Annotated in this window: 21 protein-coding genes; 13 read left to right on the forward strand and 8 right to left on the reverse strand. The window is 69.1% G+C overall.

Going from position 1 to position 21,716, the window contains the following annotated elements:
- Positions 1–19: 19 nt before the first annotated feature.
- Positions 20–970, forward strand: coding sequence for a mechanosensitive ion channel family protein (locus IS481_RS18045; protein ID WP_104358548.1), 951 nt, complete (start codon positions 20–22; stop codon positions 968–970).
- A gap of 24 nt (positions 971–994) precedes the next feature.
- On the opposite strand, the gene IS481_RS18050 is transcribed toward IS481_RS18045, so the two are convergent.
- Together IS481_RS18050 and IS481_RS18055 are read right to left on the reverse strand one after the other, a co-directional pair.
- Positions 995–1,249 carry a YkgJ family cysteine cluster protein gene (locus IS481_RS18050; RefSeq protein ID WP_114699339.1) on the reverse strand — a complete coding sequence of 85 codons (255 nt, stop codon included), beginning with the start codon at positions 1,247–1,249 and terminating at the stop codon, positions 995–997.
- Positions 1,250–1,307: 58 nt separating this feature from the next.
- Positions 1,308–1,661, reverse strand: a complete 354-nt coding sequence (locus tag IS481_RS18055) for a hypothetical protein (protein WP_104358550.1) — start codon at positions 1,659–1,661, stop codon at positions 1,308–1,310.
- A gap of 257 nt (positions 1,662–1,918) precedes the next feature.
- Here IS481_RS18055 and mnmG point away from each other — a divergent pair, with 257 nt between their 5' ends.
- The 11 genes from mnmG to IS481_RS18110 all read left to right on the forward strand — a co-directional run bounded on the left by mnmG (position 1,919) and on the right by IS481_RS18110 (position 14,659).
- The gene (gene mnmG / locus IS481_RS18060; protein WP_104358551.1) at positions 1,919–3,901 is read left to right on the forward strand and encodes a tRNA uridine-5-carboxymethylaminomethyl(34) synthesis enzyme MnmG; all 1,983 of its coding nucleotides are present in this window, start codon (positions 1,919–1,921) and stop codon (positions 3,899–3,901) included.
- Positions 3,901–4,581 (forward strand): 16S rRNA (guanine(527)-N(7))-methyltransferase RsmG, encoded by a 681-nt coding sequence (gene rsmG / locus IS481_RS18065; protein ID WP_104358552.1) that lies wholly within the window; start codon positions 3,901–3,903, stop codon positions 4,579–4,581. Before mnmG ends, rsmG begins: the two co-directional genes overlap by 1 nt.
- Before the next feature lie 14 nt (positions 4,582–4,595).
- Positions 4,596–5,207, forward strand: coding sequence for a leucine efflux protein LeuE (gene leuE, locus IS481_RS18070; protein WP_104358553.1), 612 nt, complete (start codon positions 4,596–4,598; stop codon positions 5,205–5,207).
- A gap of 155 nt (positions 5,208–5,362) precedes the next feature.
- Positions 5,363–6,133, forward strand: coding sequence for a ParA family protein (locus tag IS481_RS18075; RefSeq protein WP_104358554.1), 771 nt, complete (start codon positions 5,363–5,365; stop codon positions 6,131–6,133).
- Between the two features lie 17 nt (positions 6,134–6,150).
- Positions 6,151–6,669, forward strand: a complete 519-nt coding sequence (locus IS481_RS18080; protein ID WP_104358555.1) for a nuclear transport factor 2-like protein — start codon at positions 6,151–6,153, stop codon at positions 6,667–6,669.
- 22 nt (positions 6,670–6,691) lie between these two features.
- On the forward strand, positions 6,692–7,240 hold the full coding sequence (locus IS481_RS18085) for an RBBP9/YdeN family alpha/beta hydrolase (RefSeq protein WP_104358556.1): 549 nt from the start codon (positions 6,692–6,694) through the stop codon (positions 7,238–7,240).
- Positions 7,241–7,263: 23 nt separating this feature from the next.
- The gene (locus tag IS481_RS18090; protein WP_104358557.1) at positions 7,264–8,163 is read left to right on the forward strand and encodes a ParB/RepB/Spo0J family partition protein; all 900 of its coding nucleotides are present in this window, start codon (positions 7,264–7,266) and stop codon (positions 8,161–8,163) included.
- 676 nt (positions 8,164–8,839) lie between these two features.
- Positions 8,840–10,762: a PrkA family serine protein kinase gene (locus tag IS481_RS18095; RefSeq protein ID WP_104358558.1), complete on the forward strand. Its 1,923-nt coding sequence runs from the start codon at positions 8,840–8,842 to the stop codon at positions 10,760–10,762.
- A gap of 36 nt (positions 10,763–10,798) precedes the next feature.
- Positions 10,799–12,088: a YeaH/YhbH family protein gene (locus IS481_RS18100; protein ID WP_104358559.1), complete on the forward strand. Its 1,290-nt coding sequence runs from the start codon at positions 10,799–10,801 to the stop codon at positions 12,086–12,088.
- Positions 12,085–13,602 carry a SpoVR family protein gene (locus IS481_RS18105; protein WP_104358560.1) on the forward strand — a complete coding sequence of 506 codons (1,518 nt, stop codon included), beginning with the start codon at positions 12,085–12,087 and terminating at the stop codon, positions 13,600–13,602. The genes IS481_RS18100 and IS481_RS18105 overlap by 4 nt, the downstream gene beginning before the upstream one ends.
- Positions 13,603–13,834: 232 nt before the next feature.
- Complete coding sequence (locus tag IS481_RS18110) at positions 13,835–14,659, forward strand: SGNH/GDSL hydrolase family protein (protein ID WP_104358592.1); 825 nt, start codon at positions 13,835–13,837, stop codon at positions 14,657–14,659.
- A 30-nt stretch (positions 14,660–14,689) separates the two neighbouring features.
- Here IS481_RS18110 and IS481_RS18115 read toward each other — a convergent pair whose 3' ends face one another.
- Together IS481_RS18115 and IS481_RS18120 are read right to left on the reverse strand one after the other, a co-directional pair.
- Entirely contained in the window at positions 14,690–15,256 is a 567-nt protein-coding gene (locus IS481_RS18115) for a class I SAM-dependent methyltransferase (RefSeq protein WP_198425441.1), read from the reverse strand.
- Positions 15,257–15,356: 100 nt separating this feature from the next.
- A complete protein-coding gene (locus tag IS481_RS18120; RefSeq protein WP_104358562.1) occupies positions 15,357–16,781 on the reverse strand; it encodes an FAD-binding oxidoreductase in 1,425 nt (474 codons plus the stop codon).
- A gap of 112 nt (positions 16,782–16,893) precedes the next feature.
- On the opposite strand from IS481_RS18120, the gene IS481_RS18125 reads away from it, so the two are divergent.
- The gene (locus IS481_RS18125) at positions 16,894–17,466 is read left to right on the forward strand and encodes a cob(I)yrinic acid a,c-diamide adenosyltransferase (RefSeq protein ID WP_104358563.1); all 573 of its coding nucleotides are present in this window, start codon (positions 16,894–16,896) and stop codon (positions 17,464–17,466) included.
- A gap of 13 nt (positions 17,467–17,479) precedes the next feature.
- Here IS481_RS18125 and IS481_RS18130 read toward each other — a convergent pair whose 3' ends face one another.
- The 4 genes from IS481_RS18130 to tldD form a co-directional block, all read right to left on the reverse strand.
- Positions 17,480–17,806 (reverse strand): EF-hand domain-containing protein, encoded by a 327-nt coding sequence (locus IS481_RS18130; protein ID WP_232529377.1) that lies wholly within the window; start codon positions 17,804–17,806, stop codon positions 17,480–17,482.
- Between the two features lie 412 nt (positions 17,807–18,218).
- Complete coding sequence (locus tag IS481_RS18135; protein ID WP_104358565.1) at positions 18,219–19,337, reverse strand: 3-deoxy-7-phosphoheptulonate synthase; 1,119 nt, start codon at positions 19,335–19,337, stop codon at positions 18,219–18,221.
- Positions 19,338–19,601: 264 nt separating this feature from the next.
- Positions 19,602–20,093, reverse strand: a complete 492-nt coding sequence (locus IS481_RS18140) for a hypothetical protein (protein ID WP_132766265.1) — start codon at positions 20,091–20,093, stop codon at positions 19,602–19,604.
- Between the two features lie 128 nt (positions 20,094–20,221).
- Entirely contained in the window at positions 20,222–21,685 is a 1,464-nt protein-coding gene (gene tldD / locus IS481_RS18145; RefSeq protein WP_104358567.1) for a metalloprotease TldD, read from the reverse strand.
- Positions 21,686–21,716 lie beyond the last annotated feature (31 nt).

The following is a 21,716-nucleotide window of genomic DNA, read 5'->3' on the forward strand; positions in this document are numbered from 1 at the left end:
CAAGGAGCAAGACCCCGACATGGACAACGACCTCTTCGCCACCCTGCAGCACGCCTGGGCCAGCATGGGGGCCGCCGCCACCACCGCCGTGCGCATCGTGCTGATCCTGCTGGCCGCCTGGCTGGTGCTGGCGGTGACGCTGCGCATCATCCACGGCTTCCGCGACCGCGTCGCCGCGCGCATCGCCGACCGCGAGCAGGTCAAGCGCGCCGAGACGCTGGCGCGCGTGGCGCGCTACGTGGCCACGGTGATCGTCTACCTGATCGTCATCATGCTGGTGCTCGCCGAGCTGGGCGTCTCGGTCGCGCCCATCCTCGGGGCCGCCGGCGTGGTCGGCCTGGCCGTCGGCTTCGGCGCGCAAAGCCTGGTCAAGGACTACTTCACCGGCTTCTTCCTGCTGCTGGAGAACCAGGTGCGCCAGGGCGACGTGGTCACGGTCGGCGGCCACTCGGGGCTGGTGGAGGAAGTGACGCTGCGCTACATCCAGCTGCGCGACTACGACGGCAACGTGCACTTCGTGCCCAACAGCGAGATCACCACCGTGATCAACATGAGCCGCGGCTTCGCGCAGGCGGTGATGGACATCCGCGTGGCGTTCCGCGAGGACGTCGACGAGGTCATCGAGGTCATCAAGCAGGTCGGCGCCGAGCTGCGTGCCGACCCGGCCTACGCGGTGCGCATCCTCGACGAGCTGGAGATGGCCGGCGTCGACCGCTGGGAGGACTCGGCCGTGATCGTGCGCTGCCGCTTCAGGACCGCGCCGCTGGAGCAGTGGGCGGTGCGGCGCGAGTTCCTGCGCCGGCTGAAGAACGCCTTCGACGCGCACGGCATCCAGATGCCCTACCCGCACCGCGTGCTGTACGCCGGCGAAGCGACCGACGGCACCGCGCCGCCGTTCCGCATGCAGGCGATCGAGGCGGCCAACGGCCCCGACCCGCACGAGGCCGGCAGGGCGCGCCTGATGCGCTGAAACGTGCCGGACCCGGCCGCGCCTTCAGGCGGCGGTCGCCCGCTCCATCCAGGCCAGCCACTGCAAGGCGTGCTCGCGACCGGTGCCGCACATCTGCGGCTCGGGCTGCAGCGAGGCACACACCGCCGGCCGCTCCGGCCGGCCGAACAGCCGGCACCTGAGCCGCTCATCGAGCTGCACGCAGGGCACGCCCGCCGGCTTGCCGTCGGGCATGCCCGGAATCGGGCTCGAGATGGAAGGCGCGATACAGCAGGCCGCGCAGCCCGGCCGGCAGTTCATGGGGCGAAGAAGGGTCCGGAACGTTGGCGTGAGCTCGCCACTGTAGCGCAGCGCCCCGCTACCAGCGGCAAGCGCCGGGCGCGAAGCGGAAGTCGTCGCCGCTCACCTGCAGCGGCGCCTCGGCCGCGAGCCGGAAGGCTTCATCGGTGGGCGGCTTGCCCAGCGCCTCGGTCTGGGCCTCCAGCGCCCGCACCCGCGCTTCCAGCGCGACGGTCCAGGCACCCGGGCGGCCGCTGAAGTAGCCGCCCAGCACCAGCAGGCGCTGCTCCCAGGACAGCTGCGGCGCGCCGCGCCGGTGCAGCAGCGTCCAGGCACGGCTCAGGTCCGCGGCGCACACCGCACCGGGCTGTCCCACCGGCGGGGGGAACAGCGGTTCCAGGGTCTGCGACAACGAACCTGCGACGGCGGCCATGGCGGTTTCTTTCTCTTCTTGCTTGCCGGGACAGCAACACCGGAGCGGCCATTCTCGGAAGCCCTCCGGCCTGCCGCAAGGCTTTTGGCCCGCTTTCCCCCATCAGGGGGACCCTTCCGTGAGGAATCCCCGGCGCGGACGCGGAAGGGGCACGAAACTTAGAATTGGAAGTTTGCCCACGCTCCGCCCCGGGAGCACACTCGGGCATCCGGGCCCAGGCACTGGCACTTGCGCCAAGGCGGCCCAGCGAGGTGCACATGCTCTACCCCAAGGAATTCGACGTCATCGTGGTCGGCGGCGGCCACGCCGGTACGGAAGCGGCCCTCGCCGCCGCGCGCATGGGCTGCGCGACGTTATTGCTCACTCACAACATCGAGACCCTGGGCCAGATGAGCTGCAACCCGTCGATCGGCGGGATCGGCAAGGGCCACCTGGTCAAGGAGATCGACGCGCTCGGCGGCGCGATGGCCGCGGCCACCGACGAGGCCGGCATCCAGTTCCGCATCCTCAACAGCTCCAAGGGCCCGGCCGTGCGCGCCACGCGCGCCCAGGCCGACCGGGTGCTGTACAAGGCCGCGATCCGCCGGCGCCTGGAGAACCAGTCCAACCTGTGGCTGTTCCAGCAGGCCGTCGAGGACCTGATGGTCGACGGCGACCGCGTGGTCGGCGCCGTGACCCAGGTCGGCATCCGCTTCCGCGCCCGCGCAGTGGTGCTGACCGCCGGCACCTTCCTCGACGGCCGCATCCACGTCGGCCTGCAGAACTACGCCGGCGGCCGCGCCGGCGACCCGCCCGCGGTGTCGCTGTCGGCGCGCCTGAAGGAGCTGAAGCTGCCGCAAGGCCGGCTCAAGACCGGCACGCCGCCGCGCATCGACGGGCGCACGATCGACTTCTCGAAGCTGACCGAACAGCCCGGCGATCTGGACCCGGTGCCGGTGTTCAGCTTCCTCGGCACGCCGGAGCAGCACCCGCGCCAGGTGCCGTGCTGGATCACGCACACCAACGAGCGCACGCACGAGATCATCCGCTCCGGCTTCGACCGCAGCCCGATGTTCACCGGCGTCATCGAGGGCGTCGGCCCGCGCTACTGCCCGAGCATCGAGGACAAGATCAACCGGTTCGCGGACAAGACCTCGCACCAGATCTTCCTGGAGCCCGAGGGGCTGACGACCCACGAGTTCTACCCGAACGGCATCTCGACCTCCCTGCCCTTCGACATCCAGCTCGCCGCGGTGCGCTCGATGCCCGGGCTGGAGAACGCCCACATCCTGCGCCCGGGCTACGCGATCGAGTACGACTACTTCGATCCGCGCGAGCTGAAGCCCAGCTTCGAGACCCGCGCGATCCGCGGCCTGTTCTTCGCCGGGCAGATCAACGGCACCACCGGCTACGAGGAGGCCGCCGCCCAGGGGCTGTACGCCGGGGTGAACGCCGCCCTGCAGGTGCAGGAGCGCGAGCCCTTCGTGCTGCGCCGCGACCAGGCCTACCTCGGCGTGCTGGTCGACGACCTGATCACCAAGGGCGTGACCGAGCCGTACCGCATGTTCACCAGCCGTGCCGAGTACCGGCTGCAGCTGCGCGAGGACAACGCCGACTTCCGCCTCACCGAGCTGGGCCGCCAGCTGGGGCTGGTCGACGACGTGCGCTGGGAGGCCTTCAACCGCAAGCGCGACGCTGTTTCACGTGAAACAGAGCGCCTGAAGTCCACCTGGGTGCATCCGGGCATCCTGCCTGCGGACGCCGCCGAGCGGGTGGTCGGCAAGGCGCTGGAACGCGAGTACGCGCTGGTCGACCTGTTGCGCCGCCCCGGTGTCGGCTTCGACCAGGTCGCCGAGGTCGCCGCGATCGCCCGCCCCGAAGCCGGTGTTTCACGTGAAACACTGCGTGCCGAGCTGGGCCCCGCGCTGGCCGACGCCGTGATCGAGCAGGTCGAGATCAGCGTCAAGTACGCCGGCTACATCGAGAAGCAAAAGGAAGAGGTGACCCGCGCCGCGCACTACGAGTCGCTCAAGCTGCCTGCCGACCTCGACTACATGGAGGTGAAGGCACTGAGCTATGAGGTGCGCCAGAAGCTGAACAAGCACCGCCCCGAGACCCTGGGCCAGGCCTCGCGCATCTCCGGCGTGACGCCGGCGGCGATCTCGTTGCTGCTGGTGCACCTGAAGAAGGGTCGCTTCAAGGGGTTCGAGCGCATCGCCACCGAACCCGCCACCGAAACCCCTTCCTCCGCGGACGCCTGATGACCGACGCCACCCCCCTGCCCGCCGGCCCGCTGGCCGAACGCCTGCGCGCCGGCGCGGCCACCCTGGGCGTGCCCCTCGACGGGCAGCAGCAACAGCAGCTGCTCGACTACCTGGCGCTGATCGCCAAGTGGAACAAGGTCTACAACCTGACCGCGGTGCGCGAGCCTTCGGAGATGCTGACCCAGCACCTGCTGGATTGCCTCGCGGTCGTGCCGCCGCTGCGCCGCGAGACAGGCGGCACGCCCTTCACCCTGCTGGACGTGGGCAGCGGCGCCGGCCTGCCCGGGGTCGTGGTCGCACTGGCGATGCCGCAGGCCCGGGTGGTGTGCGTGGACACGGTCGCCAAGAAGGCCCTGTTCATCCAGCAGGTCGCCGCCGAGCTGCGCGTGCCCAACCTGCGCGCCGAGCACGCCCGCATCGAGGCCCTCGCCCCGCAGGGCGCGGACGTGATCACCTCCCGTGCGTTCGCCTCGCTGGCGGACTTCGTCTCGCTGACCGCGGCGCACCTGGCCCCCGGCGGGCGCTGGATGGCGATGAAGGGGCGCCCCACCGAGGACGAGCTGGCCCAGGTGCCGGACGACCTGGAGGTGTTTCACGTGGAACAATTGACCGTCCCGGAACTGGACGCGGACCGCTGCCTGGTCTGGATCCGCCCGGTCCAGACTGCCCTGATTTGACGCCTGGAGCCCCCATGTTCGGCATCTCCGACTACCCCGCCTTCTGCTTCGCCGTCCTGCTGTTCCTGGCCCTGCCCGGCCCCGGCACCTTCGCGCTGCTGACCGCCACCGGCAAGGGCGGGCTGCGGGCCGGCACGGCCGCAACCTTCGGCATCATCGCCGGCGACCAGGTGCTGATGTGGCTGGCGGTCGCGGGCGTGGCGGCGCTGCTGGCGGCCCACCCCACGGTGTTCAATCTCGTGCAGTACGCCGGCGCCGCCTACCTGTGCTGGATCGGCTTCAAGCTGATCCGCGCCCGCGACGGCGCCGCCCCGGTGATCGACATGCAGCCCGGCCACTACTTCCGCCAGTCGCTGCTGATCACCCTGCTCAACCCCAAGGCCATCGTGTTCTACATGGCCTTCTTCCCGCTGTTCATCGACCCGGCCACCCACCAGGGCGCGACCACCTTCCTCGCGATGGCCACCACCATCGCCGCGATCACGCTGGGCTACTGCCTGACCCTGTGCACCTTCGCCAACGCCATCGCCGCGCGCCTGCGTGCCCACCGGCGCCTGGCCAAGTGGCTGGAGCGCCTGGCCGGGGTGTTCCTGGTCGGCTTCGGCATCAAACTGACGACGCAGTGACGCATCGTCCTTGACGCGGGCACAGCCGCGCCGGGAAAATCCCGCGGCTCACCCGCCCCGCCGGCGCTGCCGGGTCACAGCGCCCCACCCGACACTGCGACGGCCCCGCTCCGCTCCCGCGGGCCGCCCGCTTCCTGTTGCATCACACCACCTGCATGGCCAAGATCTTCTGCATTGCCAACCAGAAAGGCGGCGTCGGCAAGACGACCACCGCCGTCAACCTCTCCGCCGGGCTGGCCCAGGTCGGCCAGCGGGTGCTGCTGGTCGACCTCGACCCGCAGGGCAATGCGACCATGGGGTCGGGGGTGGACAAGCGCACCCTGCCGACCTCGGTCTACGACGTGCTGATCGAGGCCGCCACCGTCGCCGAGGCACGCGCCCGCTCCGAGCTGGGCGGCTACGACGTGCTGGGCGCCAACCGCGAGCTGGCCGGCGCGGAGGTCGAGCTGGTCGACCAGGAGCGCCGCGAGCGCCGGCTGAAGCAAGCCCTGGCCGCCGCCGATGCGGACTATGACTTCGTGTTGATCGATTGCCCGCCGTCGCTGTCGATGCTGACCCTCAACGGCCTGGTCAGCGCCCACGGCGTGATCGTGCCGATGCAGTGCGAGTATTTCGCGCTCGAGGGGCTGTCGGACCTGGTCAACACGATCAAGCAGGTGCACGCCAACCTCAACCCGGACCTGAAGATCATCGGCCTGCTGCGCGTGATGTTCGACCCACGCATCACGCTGCAGAGCCAGGTCAGCGAACAGCTCAAGCAGCACTTCGGCGACAAGGTGTTCAACACCGTGATCCCGCGCAACGTGCGCCTCGCCGAGGCGCCCAGCTACGGCCAGCCGGGCGTGGTGTTCGACCCGTCGGCGCGCGGTGCGCAGGCCTACGTCGAGTTCGCCCGCGAGATGGTGGCGCGCATCGCCACGATGTGACCCGCTGCGAACCCCCGATGCGCCTCGTCATCCTGCTGCTGATCCTCGCCGGTGTTGGCACTTACTACTGGAAAGACCGGCGAGAAATCAGCGAAACCAAGATCGAGCGCTACGTGCGCGCCCACGTGGACGCGATGCAGCGCCGCGACGCCGAAACCCTGTGCCGGCAGCTCGCGCCGGACTTCCAGGGCCGCTACCTGCAGGTGGCCGGCGGCTCCCTCGTGCCCCAGACCCTCGACCGCGAGCAGGCCTGCGCCAACATGCGCGAGTTCTTCGAGCTCAAGACCGAGATGGACCGCACCCTGCCGGCCGGCTCCCAGTTCTCGATCGGCTACGCGTTCAACCTCGACCGCATCGAGATCAGCGAGGACCGCAAGCAGGCCGTCGTGCAGGCCCGCTCGCGGCTGACGCTCGCCAACCTGCTGGTCATCGACTCGACCACTACCGACACGCTGCGCATGCACGACGGCAAGGTCGTGATGGAGGCCTCGGAGGGCAGAATCCGCATGTCCGGCCGCGCCGCCGGCCGCCGTTGAACCGCAACGCCCAGGCACCCCGATGAACACGCCCTCGCCCAGCATCCTGATCCTGCCCGGCTGGCTGAACTCCGGCCCCGACCACTGGCAAAGCCGCTGGGAGGCCCGCTACGGCGACCAGCGCGTGGAGCAGGACGACTGGGAATGGCCCAAGCGCGGCGACTGGATGGCGCGCCTCGAGGAGGCGCTGCTGGCCGACCCGCGCCCGGCGGTGCTGGTCGCGCACAGCCTCGGCTGCCAGCTGGTGGCCGCCTGGGCCGCCCACACCCGCCACGCCGACCGCGTGCGCGGCGCGCTGCTGGTCGCCCCGCCCGACACCGAACGCGACGACGCCCCGCCGCAGCTGTACTCCTGGCGCCCCATCGCGCGCCAGCGCCTGCCCTTCCCCGCCACCGCGGTCATCAGCACCGACGACCCGTTCTGCAGCCCCGAGCGCGCCGCCGAGATGGCCGCGCAATGGGGCGCCACGCTGGTGAACCTCGGACCGCGCGGCCACATCAATGCCGAATCGGGCCTGGGCGACTGGCCCGAAGGGCGCGCGCTGCTGCAGGCGCTGTGCGTCACCGACTGACGACACCCAACCGGATACCACCCATGGTCACGAAGAAACCCAAGGGCCTCGGCCTCGGCCTGGAAGCCCTGCTCGGCCCCAAGGTCAGCGACACCCCGGCCGCCGGCGCACAGAAGGACGGCACGCCCTCGACCCTCAAGCTCGCGCAGCTGCAGCCCGGCAAGTACCAGCCGCGCACCCGCATGGACGAAGGCTCGCTGTACGAGCTGGCCGAAAGCATCAAGTCGCAGGGCATCATGCAGCCCATCCTGGTGCGCCCGGTGCGCGACGGCAGGTACGAGATCATCGCCGGCGAACGCCGCTCGCGCGCGGCCAAGCTGGCCGGCCTGGACGAGGTGCCGGTGCTGGTCAAGGAGGTGCCCGACGAAGCCGCCGCGGCAATGGCGCTGATCGAGAACATCCAGCGCGAGGACCTCAACCCGCTGGAAGAGGCGCAGGGCCTGCAACGCCTGATCCACGAGTTCGGGCTCACGCACGAGCAGGCCGCGCAGGCCGTGGGCCGCTCGCGCAGCGCCGCTTCCAACCTGTTGCGCCTGCTGAACCTGGCCGAGCCGGTGCAGCAGATGCTGATGGCCGGCGACATCGACATGGGCCACGCCCGCGCGCTGCTGTCGCTGGATGCCGCGCAGCAGATCCTCACTGCCAACGAGATCGTCGCGAAGAAGCTCAGCGTGCGCGAGGCCGAGAAGCTGGTCGCGCGCCAGGGCCACGCGCGCCAGTCCCCCTTGCTGCGCGTCAAGCAGGACAAGCCGCGCGACATCGCGCGCATCGAGGAAGAACTGTCCGACCACCTGACCGCCCAGGTGGAGATCCGGATCAAGAAGCGCACCAAGCGGGGCGAACAGGGCGAGATCGCGATCTCGTTCGGCTCGCTCGACGAGCTCAACGGCGTGCTCGAGAAGCTCGGCCTCCAGGGCCGCTGACCGGCAGTCCGTCCGACGCCCCGGCGGCGCCGGCGTGCACTCCGCCTTGCCCCGCAGGCGCGCGGCGCGGGGTGACGGCAACGCCGGCCCTGGCGGCACGATTCAGGCGTCCGCCCTCAAGAGTGCCGCAAGCGGCACGGCCATTGTTCTCCTGACTGCAAAACTACCCGGACGGCACCTCCTCTTCCCGACGTGCGCGATGCCGAGGCGTCCGCGCGCCAACACGGTGCAGGCAAACCGCGCAGCCGGCTGCACCGTATCGGACACGCACATCGCCGATGCCGGCACCACCTCGACCTCGTCCTGACGCGCAGCTGACGGCACGTGCAACGCCGCGCGCGTGACGCGGCGTGACGACATGCACACCGGCGACGCGCACACACGCCTGCACGCAACTTATCTCACACACGATCGTGGGATGCATGGCACATACCCGATGGAACTTTCCCCTGTGCTGTGCTCTCCTTCGAGGCATGAGCCCTGTGGTGCTGCAGCATGCGCGTGACCCCCTCTTCCCAGGGCACGCTCCTTGCACTACAAGAGTTGCTAACGCCGTTTGTGTTTCAACCACTGTCCACGGCATGTAGGCGATATGTCCGGTCCATGCTGAAACGATGACGAGGCGCCGTGCCCTCTGCGGCCACGTCGAGTCGGAAAGGGATCTAGGAGGTCTGCGATGGATGTCATCAGCAACTTCGCCGCTCGATACGAGCGCACCCGCGAGGAGGAGTACTCCCTGGAGGAGTACCTCGAGATCTGCAAGCGCGACCCCCTGGCCTACGCCACTGCGGCCGAACGCATGCTCAAGGCCATCGGCGAGCCCGAACTGGTCGACACGCGCAACGACCCGCGCCTGTCGCGCATCTTCGCGAACAAGGTCATCAAGATCTACCCGGCCTTCCGCGAGTTCTATGGCATGGAAGACGCGATCGAGCAGGTCGTGTCCTACTTCCGCCATGCCGCGCAGGGCCTGGAGGAGAAGAAGCAGATCCTCTACCTGCTGGGCCCGGTGGGCGGCGGCAAGAGCTCGATCGCCGAGCGGCTCAAGCAGCTGATGGAGCACGTGCCCTTCTACGCGATCAAGGGCTCGCCGGTGAACGAGTCGCCGCTGGGCCTGTTCGACCCCAACGAGGACGGCCCCATCCTCGAGAAGGAATACGGCATCCCGCGCCGCTACCTGCAGCGCATCCTCTCGCCCTGGGCGGTCAAGCGGCTGGAGGAGTTCGGCGGCGACATCCGCAAGTTCCGCGTGGTCAAGCGCTATCCCTCGGTGCTCAAGCAGATCGCCGTGGCCAAGACCGAGCCGGGCGACGAGAACAACCAGGACATCTCCAGCCTGGTCGGCAAGGTCGACATCCGCAAGCTCGAGACCTACGCGCAGGACGACCCCGACGCCTACAGCTACTCCGGCGGCCTGTGCCTGGCCAACCAGGGCCTGCTCGAGTTCGTCGAGATGTTCAAGGCGCCGATCAAGGTGCTGCACCCGCTGCTGACCGCCACGCAGGAAGGCAACTTCAAGGGCACCGAAGGCTTCGGCGCGATCCCCTTCGACGGCATCATCCTCGCGCACTCCAACGAGAGCGAGTGGAAGAGCTTCCGCAACAACAAGAACAACGAGGCCTTCCTCGACCGCATCTACATCGTCAAGGTGCCGTACTGCCTGCGCGTGAGCGAGGAGATCAAGATCTACGAGAAGCTGATCCGCAACTCGTCGCTCGCCCATGCGCCGTGCGCGCCGGGCACGCTGAAGATGATGGCGCAGTTCTCGGTGCTCACGCGGCTGAAGGAGCCGGAGAACTCCAGCATCTTCAGCAAGATGCAGATCTACGACGGCGAGAACCTCAAGGACACCGACCCCAAGGCCAAGTCGATCCAGGAGTACCGCGACTACGCCGGCGTCGACGAGGGCATGAGCGGCATTTCGACGCGCTTCGCGTTCAAGATCCTCTCGAAGGTGTTCAACTTCGACTCCACCGAGGTCGCCGCCAACCCGGTGCACCTGATGTACGTGCTCGAGCAGCAGATCGAGCGCGAGCAGTTCCCCGCCGAGGTCGAGCAGAAGTACCTGTCCTACGTGAAGGAGCTGCTGGCGCCGCGCTATGCTGAGTTCATCGGCAAGGAGATCCAGACCGCCTACCTGGAAAGCTACAGCGAGTACGGCCAGAACATCTTCGACCGCTACGTCACCTACGCGGACTACTGGATCCAGGACCAGGAGTACCGCGATCCGGACACCGGCGAGATCTTCGACCGCGCCTCGCTCAATGCGGAGCTGGAGAAGATCGAGAAGCCCGCGGGCATCAGCAACCCGAAGGACTTCCGCAACGAGATCGTCAACTTCGTGCTGCGCGCGCGCGCCAACAACGGCGGCAAGAACCCGAACTGGACCAGCTACGAGAAGCTGCGCACGGTGATCGAGAAGAAGATGTTCTCGAACACCGAGGAACTGCTGCCGGTGATCAGCTTCAACGCCAAGTCCAGCGCCGACGAGCAGAAGAAGCACGAGGACTTCGTCAACCGCATGGTGCAGAAGGGCTACACGCCCAAGCAGGTGCGGCTGCTGTGCGAGTGGTACCTGCGCGTGCGCAAGAGCTCGTGACGCTGCGGCGCCGAACCCACGAAAGGACCGCCCCTTATGCCCATGCTCCAGCAGATCATCGATCGGCGGCTGTCGGGCAAGAACAAGTCCATCGGCAACCGCGAGCGCTTCCTGCGCCGGTACCGCGACCAGATCCGCGAGGCCGTGCGCAAGGCGGTCAGCGGCCGCGGCATCCGCAACCTCGAGCAGGGCGAGGACATTTCGCTGCCCCGCCGTGACGTGTCCGAGCCCGTGTTCGGCCACGGCGACGGCGGCATCCGCGACTACGTCCACCCGGGCAACCGGGAATACGTCAAGGGCGACCGCATCGCGCGACCGCAAGGCGGCGCGGGTTCGGGCGGCGGCTCCAGCGCCAGCGACAGCGGCGAGGGGGAGGACGACTTCGTCTTCCACCTCACGAAGGAAGAGTTCATGCAGATCTTCTTCGAAGATCTGGCCCTGCCCCACCTGATCCGCACCCAGCTGGCCGAAGTGCCCGAGTGGAAGACCCACCGCGCCGGCTTCACCAGCGACGGCACGCCCAACAACCTGCACGTGGTGCGCTCGATGCGTGGCGCGCTGGCGCGTCGCATCGCGCTGGGCGGCGACACCCGCCGCGAACTGCGCCACCTGGAACACCGGCTCGAACGCCTGCTCGAGCGCCCCGGTCCGCCGGACGCGCTGATCGAGCGCGAGATCCGCGAGACCGAGGCACGCATCGAGGAACTGCGCGCGCGCCTGAAGAAGATCCCCTACCTCGACCCGATCGACCTGCGCTACCGCAGCCGCGTGCGCGTGCCGGTGCCCAGCGCCAAGGCGGTGATGTTCTGCCTGATGGACGTCTCCGGCTCGATGGACGAAGGGCGCAAGGACCTGTCCAAGCGCTTCTTCATGCTGCTGTACCTGTTCCTGACGCGCCACTACGAGAAGATCGACCTGGTCTTCATCCGCCACCACACGCAGGCCGCCGAGGTCAGCGAGGACGAGTTCTTCCACGCCACCGAGACCGGCGGCACCGTGGTCTCCAGCGCGCTGACGCTGATGCACGACATCATCAAGGCGCGCTACCCGAGCAGCGAGTGGAACATCTACGGCGCGCAGGCCAGCGACGGCGACAACTGGCACCACGACAGCGGCCGCTGCCGCGAGCTGCTGGCCAACGACATCCTGCCGCTGTGCCGCTACTACGCCTACGTGCAGGTCGCCGAGGCCGAGCAGAACCTGTGGGAGGAATACACCCAGCTGCTCGAGGCGCACAAGAACTTCGCGATGCGCAAGGTCACCGAGCCCTCGGAGATCTACCCGGTGTTCCGCGACCTGTTCAGGAAAGAGGGGGCACCCGCATGAACGAACGCGCCCGCGAGCCCCTGCCCAGTCCGTCGGACTGGACCTTCGAGCTGATCGAGACCTACCACGACGAGATCGCGCGCGTCGCGGCGGAATACGGGCTCGACACCTATCCGAACCAGCTCGAGATCATCACTGCCGAGCAGATGATGGATGCCTATGCGTCCGTGGGCATGCCGGTGATCTACCGCCACTGGTCCTACGGCAAGCAGTTCATCGCCACCGAGAAGAACTACCGCCGCGGCTACATGGGCCTGGCCTACGAGATCGTCATCAACTCCGACCCCTGCATCGCCTACCTGATGGAGGAGAACACGATGGCGATGCAGGCGCTGGTGATTGCCCACGCGGCCTACGGGCACAACAGCTTCTTCAAGGGCAACTACCTGTTCCGCATGTGGACGGATGCCTCGTCCATCATCGACTACCTGGTCTACGCGAAGAACTACATCACCGAATGCGAGGAGCGCCATGGCGTCGATGCGGTCGAGGACGTGCTCGACTCCTGCCATGCGCTGATGAACTACGGCGTGGACCGCTACCGCCGCCCGCAGAAGCTGTCGCTGGCCAAGGAGCAGGCACGCCGTGCCGAGCGCGAGGCCTACCTGCAGCAGCAGATCAACGACCTGTGGCGCACCGTCCCGCGCCGCGCCGACCGCACCGCCGAGGAAGACGATGCGGCACGGCGCTTCCCGCCCGAGCCGCAGGAGAACCTGCTTTACTTCATCGAGAAGAACGCGCCGCTGCTCGAGCCCTGGCAGCGCGAGATCGTGCGCATCGTGCGCAAGGTCGCGCAGTACTTCTACCCGCAGCGCCAGACCCAGGTGATGAACGAGGGCTGGGCCACCTTCTGGCACTACACGCTGCTCAACACCATGTACGACCGTGGCCTGCTGGCCGACGGCTTCATGCTGGAGTGCCTGAAGTCGCACACCAACGTGATCTACCAGCCGCCCGTCGGCCACCGCGCCTACAGCGGCATCAACCCCTACGCGCTGGGCTTCGCGATGTTCAGCGACATCCGGCGCATCTGCGAGCACCCCACCGAGGAGGACCGCCGCTGGTTCCCGGAGATCGCGGGCACGGACTGGTTGACCACGCTCGACTACGCGATGCGCAACTTCAAGGACGAGAGCTTCATCGGCCAGTTCCTCAGTCCCAAGCTGATGCGCGACTTCCGCTTCTTCGCCATCCGCGACGACGAGGACGAGGCCGAGCTGGAAGTCACCGCGATCCACGACGACAGCGGCTACCGCCAGCTGCGCGAGGCGCTGTCCCGCCAGTACGACATCAACCACCGTGAACCCAACATCCAGGTCTGGAACGTCAACCTGCGCGGCGACCGCTCGCTGACCCTGCGCCACACGCAGCACAACAACCGCCCGCTCAACGAGAACACCCAGGAAGTGCTCAAGCACGTGGCGCGGCTGTGGGGCTTCGACGTGCACCTGGAAAGCGTCAACAGCCACGGCGACGTGACGCACCAGTGGACCGTGCACGCCCCCAGGCATTGACCCCTCACGCCCGGCGCGCCGGGCGAGCACGACTCGTCGTTCGCCGCGCCGCAGCGCCGTGGCACCTCCGCCGCGGTCCGCATGGCGCACCCGCGTGAGGGTGCGCTGCCGTTTTCCCTAGGTCAGCCTGCAGGCGTCCTTCCTATGCTTGGTTGGCAGCGCCGGGCGGCGTGCCCGCGCGTCCTGCTTCCCCCCACCAAGCAACACACCCCAGGAGACCATCGTGCTGCAGATGCTCACCGCATCCCGAAGGATTGCTTCCGCCCTCGTGCTCTCGCTGGCCGGGACGCTGCTCGCCGGCTGTGCCACCGCGCAGCCGCGGCCCAAGGTCAACGCCCTGCCCGGCCAGCCGCCGACGTCGATCCTCTTCATCGGCAACAGCTTCTTCTACTACAACAACAGCATGCACGGCCACCTGCTGCGCATCGCCAACGCCGACCAGCCCAAGGCGGTGCCGAACCTGCGCGCGACCTCGGTGACCATCAGCGGCTCGGGCCTGAACTGGCACAACGTCGAAGCCTACTTCGACCCGACCGGCATGGCGTCGTACTCGTTCAACGCCGACAACTCGGTGTCGTTCAACAAGTTCGACCGCATCTTCGACGCGGCGATCATGATGGACTGCAGCCAGTGCCCGGTCCACCCGACGCTCAAGCCGCTGTTCCACGAGTACGCGAAGAAGCACAGCGACACGGTGCGCAAGCACGGGGCCCAGCCCGTCCTGTTCATGTCCTGGGCCTACCAGGACAAGCCGGAGATGACCGCGCAGCTGGCCGAGGCCTACACCATCGCGGGCAACGACAACGATGCGCTGGTGATCCCCGCGGGCCTGGCCTTCGCGGCCTCGGTCGCCAAGCGCCCGGACATCAACCTCTACGTGCCCGACAAGCGCCACCCGAGCCTGGCCGGCACCTACCTGGCCGCGGCCACGGTCTACGCCACCCTCTTCAACCGCTCGCCGGTGGGCAACAGCTACACCGCCGGCCTCGACCCCGAGGTCGCCAGGCACCTGCAGACGGTGGCCTGGGAGACGGTGCAGCGCTACCACGGGCGCTGAACGTGCCTGGCGCCGCCCGCGCCGCGGCCTTCAGGCGGCGGCCGGCGCGGCCGCCTCCAGTTCCCACACCCAGGCCGGCGGCGCGTTGCGCCACACCCAGGTGCGCCGCCGCCAGGCGAGCCGGTCCGCATGCACCAGCTCGAAGGGCACGCGCGGCTGGTAGGTGTACTGCACCAGGCGGCAGCGCGGGTGCGCGACCAGGAAGGTCTCGATCGCCTCGCGCGCGGCCTCGCGCCATGGCGCCGGCAGCGAGCGGAACGGCAGCGACGACACCAGCGCGACGGCGTCGTCGCCCGGGTCGATCTGCTGCAGCACCTCGTGGGCCGGTTGCTCGACGATGGTCGCCCCGGGAAAGCGGCGCCGCAGCAGGCGCGCCAGCGCCGGCTGCAGTTCCACCACCGTGGTCGGCACCTCCGGGTAGCGCGCGCGCAGGGCCTGGGTGATCGCGCCGGTGCCCGCCCCGAGCTCCACGATGGCCTGCGCGCCCTGCGCCCCGTCGGCCATCGCCTGCGCGAGCCGCCGCGACGACGGCAGGATCGCGCCCACCACCATGGGGCGGGCCACGGCCAGCATCAGGAAGGCAGCAGCTGTACGCATGGCAGGGGCCGCCCGCGGGTGCGGCCGGAAAAAGCGATCCGGGCACTGTAGGGCCGGCGTGGCGCGGCCCACAAGGCGGCGTAAACCCTGCTTGCGGGACTTACTGCCAGGTGAAGATCTTGCCCGGGTTCATGATGTTCTTCGGGTCCAGCGCCTGCTTGATCGAGCGCATCAGCGCCACCGCACCGGCCCCGGCCTCGTCGAGCAGGAAGTCCATCTTGTGCAGGCCGATGCCGTGCTCGCCGGTGCAGGTGCCTTCCAGCCGGATCGCGCGCGAGACCACCTGGCGATTCAGCGTCTCGGCCAGCTCGCGCTCCTCGGGGCGCGCCGGGTCGATCAGGTAGCCGACATGGAAGTTGCCGTCGCCCACGTGCCCGACGATGAAGTACGGCAGGCCCGCCGCATCGGCCTCGGCCGCGGTCTCCAGCAGGCATTCGGCCAGGCGCGAGATCGGCACGCAGGCGTCGGTGGTCACCGCGCGGCAGCCCGGCTTCATCTGCAGGGCCGCGAACAGCGCACGGTGGCGCGCGGTCCACAGCCGGGTGCGCTCTTCCGGCGTCGAGGCCCATTCGAAGTCCTGCCCGTCGTGCTCGCGCGCGATCTCCTGCACCATCTCGGCCTGCTCGCGCACCGAGCCCGGGGTGCCGTGGAACTCCATCAGCAGCATCGGGCCCTCCAGCAGCGTGAGCTTGTCGTAGCGGTTGAGCGCGCGCACCGCGTTGGTGTCGAGCAGCTCGCAGCGCGCGATCGGCACGCCCATCTGGATCAGCTGGATCGTCGTGCGCACCGCGCCTTCCAGCGTCGGGAAGCTGCAGATCGCCGCCGAGATCGCCTCGGGTTGCGGGTACAGCCGCACCGTGATCTCGGTCATCACGCCCAGCGTCCCCTCGCTGCCGACGAACAGGCGCGTGAGGTCGTAGCCGGCGCTGGACTTCTTCGCGCGCGTGCCGGTGCGCAGGATCTCGCCGCCGGCCGTCACCACGGTCAGGCCCAGCACGTTCTCGCGCATCGTGCCGTAGCGCACCGCGTTCGTGCCGCTGGCGCGCGTCGCGCTCATGCCGCCGATGGTCGCGTCCGCCCCGGGGTCGATGGGGAAGAACAGCCCGGTGTGGCGGATCTCGTTGTTCAGCTGGGTGCGCGTCACGCCGGCCTGCACCGTGACGGTCAGGTCCTCGGCATTGACGCTCAGCACCTTGTTCATGCGCGACAGGTCGATGCTGATGCCGCCCTGCACCGCGAGCAGGTGCCCTTCCAGCGACGAGCCGACGCCGAACGGGATCACCGGCACCGCGTAGCGGTTGGCCAGCTTCACGACCTCGGCCACCTCCTCGGTGCTTTCGGCGAACACCACCGCGTCGGGCGGCGGCACGTCGAACGGCGATTCGTCGCGGCCGTGCTGCTCGCGCACGGCCTGGGCGACCGAGCAGCGGTCGCCGAAGCGCGCCTTCAGCGCCTCGATCAGTTCCGGGGGCGCGTTGCGCGGTTCGAGCTTGGGCATCAGCTGGGAAGGCAGGGGGGCATTCATCTGGACATCTCCTCGGGGCGCGCCGGCGCGCCAGCCGCTATGGTGCCCGATGGCGGCGCCATGGGCACGAACGCGCATGTCGCCCGGGCACCGGGTGCACTAGCATAGGCCCATGGGCAACCGACTCACGCAAATCGCCACGCGCACCGGCGACGACGGCACCACCGGCCTGGGCGACGGCACCCGGGTACGCAAGGACCACCTGCGCGTGCAGGCCATGGGCGACGTCGACGAGCTGAACTCGCAGCTGGGCGTGCTGCTGGCCGAGCCGCTGCCGGACGAGGTGCGCCAGCTGCTGCGGGCGATCCAGCACGAGCTGTTCGACCTGGGCGGCGAGCTCTCGATGCCGGGCAGCGAGCTGCTCCAGCCCGAGGCCGTGGCGCGCCTGGACGAGGCGCTGGCGCGCCACAACGCCACCCTGCCCCGCCTGAAGGAATTCATCCTGCCCGGCGGCACCCGCAGCGCGGCGCTGGCCCACGTGGCGCGCACCCTGGCGCGCCGTGCCGAACGCTCGGTGGTCGCGCTGGGCGCGGTGGACGCGGTGCGCGACACCCCGCGCCACTACCTCAACCGGTTGTCGGACCTGCTGTTCGTGCTGGCACGCGTGCTCAACCGCGCCAACCTGGACGGGCTGGGCGGCGACGACGTCTACTGGAACAGCGAACGCCTGAAGCGGCAGGACTGAACGCGCCGGGCGCTCAGCGCATCGGCGCGGTGGCCCCGGCGTGGAATTCGTCCGGGTCGAGCCGGCCGTCGTGGTCCGCGTCGATCTCGTCGAAGCGCTCGGCGATCGCCGGCAGCCGCTCGGCTTCCTGCCGGCTCAGCCGGCCGTCGCCGTCCGTGTCCACGCGCAGGAACAGGCGCTGGATCGCCTCGCGGCCGGGGCTGGCGTAGCCGGGGGCACCGGCCGCGGCGGTCACCTGGGCCTGCGCCGGCAGGGCCAGCGCGCCCAGCGCCACGGCCAGGAGCGGGCGCACCCGCCACCCGGTGTGACGATCTTGCGGACGCTCGGTGGTACGGCTCATGCGGATGTCCTCGTTGCTGCGCACAGCACGCATTGGATCGGGGCGCCGCCCGCGCGGCCAGCGCTTTTGCCACGCTTTACCCGCGTTACATCCCGGTGGCAAAGCCTCACATCGAGGCGAGCGCGCACTCACGAGGCAAGGCCGACAAAAAAAGACCCGCCGCGATCCTGGTGGAGACCGGGGCGGGCGATTTCCCACTCGACGTGGGCTCTGCTGAGGGAATCAGTTCAACAACAAGGAGACCGGCAGCCGGCCATGCCCTCGCCGGCGGCCTTGCGACCCCGCTTCCGGGCACCCCGACGTGCCGCGTTCGACCCGGAGGCCGCTGGCCGGAATTGCACTACGGCGCGGCGGCCAAGGCCAGCGTTCTTGCCGCCGCTTACCGGCCTTACAAACGGGGTGACGCAGCCTGTCAACCGCGCCGACGCTTCACGGCATCGGACAGGATGGACAGCAGCTCGACCGAGTCGTCCCAGCCGAGGCAGGCGTCGGTGATGCTCTTGCCGTACTCGAGCTGGCTCGGGTCGTCCTTGCCCGGCGTGAACTTCTGTGCGCCCGGCTTCAGGTGGCTTTCGACCATCACGCCGAAGATGCAGCGCGAGCCGCCGGCCAGCTGGTCGGCGATGTTGCGCGCCACGTCGATCTGGCGCTCGTGCTGCTTGCTGGAGTTGGCGTGCGAGCAGTCGATCATCAGCGTGCACGGCAGCTTGGCGGCTTCCAGGTCGCGGCAGGCGGCCTCGACGCTGGCGGCATCGTAGTTGGGCGCCTTGCCGCCGCGCAGGATCACGTGGCAGTCCTTGTTGCCCTTGGTCTCCACGATCGCCACCTGGCCGTTCTTGTGCACCGACAGGAAGTGGTGCGGGCGGCTCGCCGCCTGGATCGCGTCCGAGGCGATCTTGATGTTGCCGTCGGTGCCGTTCTTGAAGCCGATGGGCGCCGAGATGCCCGAGGCCAGTTCGCGGTGCACCTGGCTCTCGGTGGTGCGCGCGCCGATCGCGCCCCAGGAAATCAGGTCGCCGATGTACTGCGGCGAGATCACGTCAAGGAACTCGCTGCCCGCGGGCACGCCCAGGCGGTTGATGTCGATCAGCAGCTGGCGCGCGATGCGCAGGCCCTCGTCGATGCGGTAGGTCTCGTCCAGGTACGGGTCGTTGATCAGGCCCTTCCAGCCCACCGTCGTGCGCGGCTTCTCGAAGTACACGCGCATCACGATCTCCAGCGTGTCGGCGTACTTCTCGCGCTGCACCAGCAGGCGCCTCGCGTACTCGATCGCCGCGGCCGGGTCGTGGATGGAACAGGGGCCGATGACCACCAGCAGGCGGTCATCCTTGCGTTGCATGATGCGACGGATGCGATTGCGGGTCTCCGCGACCAGCTTCTCCACTGCGGTCCCGCGGATCGGGAAGAAGCGGATCAGGTGCTCCGGCGGCGGCAGCGGCGTCACGTCCTTGATCCTTTCGTCGTCGGTCTGCGATGTCTTGTCGATCGGCGCATACCAACCCTCGACGGCGCTGGTGGACTTGGCATTCATGGGAAGCAGACTCCTGGTTGAAGTGGTTGTCGGGGAGCGTTCCTGGATCGAGGCTGCGCGGGCCGGAGGCGAAAAAAAAACCGCCGGGGGTCGCCCGGCGGTCACTCGGATTCGGTTCGCTCGTGTTCGGTTACGCGCTGCCCTCTCCTCCGCCGGTGCGGTGCGAGAACCAAAAGTAAAAGAAGAAGAAATAGACAGCGCGAAGCATGGTCCGTACTGTAGCACGCGCCGACCGACCGGCGTCAAGCCGCAGGCGGACCTGCGTCACACGATCAGGTCCGGGTCGCCCGGATGGCGATGCCCTTCGCGGGCCTCCTCGGGACGCAGGCCGCGCGTGATTGCCGACCACCAGCTCGGCTTGCGCCCGGGCGGATGCAGCGCCGGGTCGGGCTGGCGCAGCACCTCCAGCTCGCCGAGCATGCGCGTGGCCACGTCGATGAAGTCGCGCCGGAACTCCTGGTCGTCGCCGTTGCGTTCGGTGGCTTCGATCCACACGTCGAGCAGCCACTGCACCTCGGTGAACGTGACCGCATAGTGGCGCAGCGGCTCGGGGATCACGCCGCCGCCGAGCAGCGCGGCGCGCTCGGCCTCCAGCCGCTCGCGCATGTCATGCTGCAGCTTCACGCGCACGGGACCCGTGGCCGTGCGCACCTGGCGCACGAACTTCATCAGGTCGTTGTTGACGCGCTCGGCCCGCTCCAGCATCGCCGGATCGGGCTGGGGGCGAGGCGCGGGAGACGGCGTGTGCTCGGACATGGCGAAGGCCCCGGGGTCCACACCCCGGAACGCACCAGCGTAGCCGCTCGGACACGCCGCGGCAAGGCGCATGGCGCCGGAACGGCCTCAGGCGTGAGAAAGCTCTCGCAGGGCCCCTGTCAGAGTTTTCAAGCGGTGCCGCCGACGGTCAGCCCGTCGATGCGCAGCGTGGGCTGGCCGACGCCCACCGGCACGCTCTGCCCTTCCTTGCCGCAGGTGCCCACGCCGGTGTCCAGCTCCAGGTCGTTGCCGATCATCGTCACGCGGGTCAGCGCATCCGGGCCGTTGCCGATGATGGTCGCGCCCTTGACCGGGTACTGGATCTTCCCGTTCTCGACCCAGTAGGCCTCGCTGGCCGAGAACACGAACTTGCCGCTGGTGATGTCGACCTGGCCGCCGCCGAAGTTGGTCGCGTACAGGCCCTTCCTGATGGACGCGACGATCTCCTCTCGGGTCTTGTCGCCGGCCAGCATGTAGGTGTTGGTCATGCGCGGCATCGGCACGTGGGCGTAGCTTTCGCGGCGGCCGTTGCCGGTGGGCTTGACCTTCATCAGGCGCGCGTTCATCGCGTCCTGGATGTAGCCGCGCAGGATGCCGTCCTCGATCAGCACGTTGCGCTGGGTCGGGTTGCCCTCGTCGTCGATGTTGAGCGAGCCGCGCCGGTCCGGCAGCGTGCCGTCGTCCAGCACCGTCACGCCCTTGGCCGCGACGCGCTGGCCGATGCGGCCCGAGAAGGCGCTCGAGCCCTTGCGGTTGAAGTCGCCCTCCAGCCCGTGGCCGACCGCCTCGTGCAGCAGCACGCCGGGCCAGCCCGGGCCCAGCACCACGGTCATCTCGCCAGCCGGGGCCGGGCGGCTTTCCAGGTTGGTCAGCGCGGCGTCGACCGCGTCGTCCACGTAGCGCCGGATCACCTCGTCCTGGAAGTAGCCGAGGCCGAAGCGCCCGCCACCGCCGCCGGAGCCCACCTCGCGGCGCCCGTTCTGCTCGGCGATCACGGTCACCGACAGGCGCACCAGCGGCCGCACGTCGGCCGCGATGGTGCCGTCCGCCCGCGCGACCAGCACCACGTCGTACTCGCCCATCAGGCCGGCCATCACCTGCACGATGCGCGGGTCGCGTGCCCGCGCCATGCGCTCGACCTTCTCGAGCAAGGCGACCTTCTGCGCGCTGTCGAGCGTGGCGATCGGGTCCATCGGCGCGTACAGCACGCGGCTGCCGGCCACCTGGGAGGCGCCGCCCACCTTCACGCGGCGGCTCTGTCCGGCCGCGGCGATGGTGCGCACGGTGCGCGCCGCATCCAGCAGCGCCGCCTCGGAGATGTCGTCGGAATAGGCAAAGGCGGTCTTCTCGCCCGCCACCGCGCGCACGCCGACGCCCTGGTCGATGCCGAAGCTGCCGGACTTCACGATCCCTTCTTCCAGGCTCCAGCCTTCGCTGCGGGTGTACTGGAAGTACAGGTCGGCATCGTCGACGCGGTGCTCGCCGATCACCTTCAGGGCCCGGGCGAGTTGCGTCTCGTCCAGCCCGAACGGTTCGAGCAGCAGCGACCTGGCGATGGCCAGGCGTTCGAGGGTGGGTTCGCGCGAGATCATGCGATCGATTGTAGGCGGCCCCCCAACCCCG

Source organism: Caldimonas thermodepolymerans (genome assembly GCF_015476235.1).
Lineage (GTDB): Bacteria > Pseudomonadota > Gammaproteobacteria > Burkholderiales > Burkholderiaceae_C > Caldimonas > Caldimonas thermodepolymerans.

Coding starts and splice junctions, on each gene's coding strand:
- IS481_RS18045 (WP_104358548.1), top strand. CDS start 20: ATGGACAACGACCTCTTCGCCACCCTGCAGCACGCCTGGGCCAGCATG.
- IS481_RS18050 (WP_114699339.1), bottom strand. CDS start 1,249: ATGAACTGCCGGCCGGGCTGCGCGGCCTGCTGTATCGCGCCTTCCATC.
- IS481_RS18055 (WP_104358550.1), bottom strand. CDS start 1,661: ATGGCCGCCGTCGCAGGTTCGTTGTCGCAGACCCTGGAACCGCTGTTC.
- mnmG (WP_104358551.1), top strand. CDS start 1,919: ATGCTCTACCCCAAGGAATTCGACGTCATCGTGGTCGGCGGCGGCCAC.
- rsmG (WP_104358552.1), top strand. CDS start 3,901: ATGACCGACGCCACCCCCCTGCCCGCCGGCCCGCTGGCCGAACGCCTG.
- leuE (WP_104358553.1), top strand. CDS start 4,596: ATGTTCGGCATCTCCGACTACCCCGCCTTCTGCTTCGCCGTCCTGCTG.
- IS481_RS18075 (WP_104358554.1), top strand. CDS start 5,363: ATGGCCAAGATCTTCTGCATTGCCAACCAGAAAGGCGGCGTCGGCAAG.
- IS481_RS18080 (WP_104358555.1), top strand. CDS start 6,151: ATGCGCCTCGTCATCCTGCTGCTGATCCTCGCCGGTGTTGGCACTTAC.
- IS481_RS18085 (WP_104358556.1), top strand. CDS start 6,692: ATGAACACGCCCTCGCCCAGCATCCTGATCCTGCCCGGCTGGCTGAAC.
- IS481_RS18090 (WP_104358557.1), top strand. CDS start 7,264: ATGGTCACGAAGAAACCCAAGGGCCTCGGCCTCGGCCTGGAAGCCCTG.
- IS481_RS18095 (WP_104358558.1), top strand. CDS start 8,840: ATGGATGTCATCAGCAACTTCGCCGCTCGATACGAGCGCACCCGCGAG.
- IS481_RS18100 (WP_104358559.1), top strand. CDS start 10,799: ATGCCCATGCTCCAGCAGATCATCGATCGGCGGCTGTCGGGCAAGAAC.
- IS481_RS18105 (WP_104358560.1), top strand. CDS start 12,085: ATGAACGAACGCGCCCGCGAGCCCCTGCCCAGTCCGTCGGACTGGACC.
- IS481_RS18110 (WP_104358592.1), top strand. CDS start 13,835: ATGCTCACCGCATCCCGAAGGATTGCTTCCGCCCTCGTGCTCTCGCTG.
- IS481_RS18115 (WP_198425441.1), bottom strand. CDS start 15,256: ATGCGTACAGCTGCTGCCTTCCTGATGCTGGCCGTGGCCCGCCCCATG.
- IS481_RS18120 (WP_104358562.1), bottom strand. CDS start 16,781: ATGAATGCCCCCCTGCCTTCCCAGCTGATGCCCAAGCTCGAACCGCGC.
- IS481_RS18125 (WP_104358563.1), top strand. CDS start 16,894: ATGGGCAACCGACTCACGCAAATCGCCACGCGCACCGGCGACGACGGC.
- IS481_RS18130 (WP_232529377.1), bottom strand. CDS start 17,806: ATGAGCCGTACCACCGAGCGTCCGCAAGATCGTCACACCGGGTGGCGG.
- IS481_RS18135 (WP_104358565.1), bottom strand. CDS start 19,337: ATGAATGCCAAGTCCACCAGCGCCGTCGAGGGTTGGTATGCGCCGATC.
- IS481_RS18140 (WP_132766265.1), bottom strand. CDS start 20,093: ATGTCCGAGCACACGCCGTCTCCCGCGCCTCGCCCCCAGCCCGATCCG.
- tldD (WP_104358567.1), bottom strand. CDS start 21,685: ATGATCTCGCGCGAACCCACCCTCGAACGCCTGGCCATCGCCAGGTCG.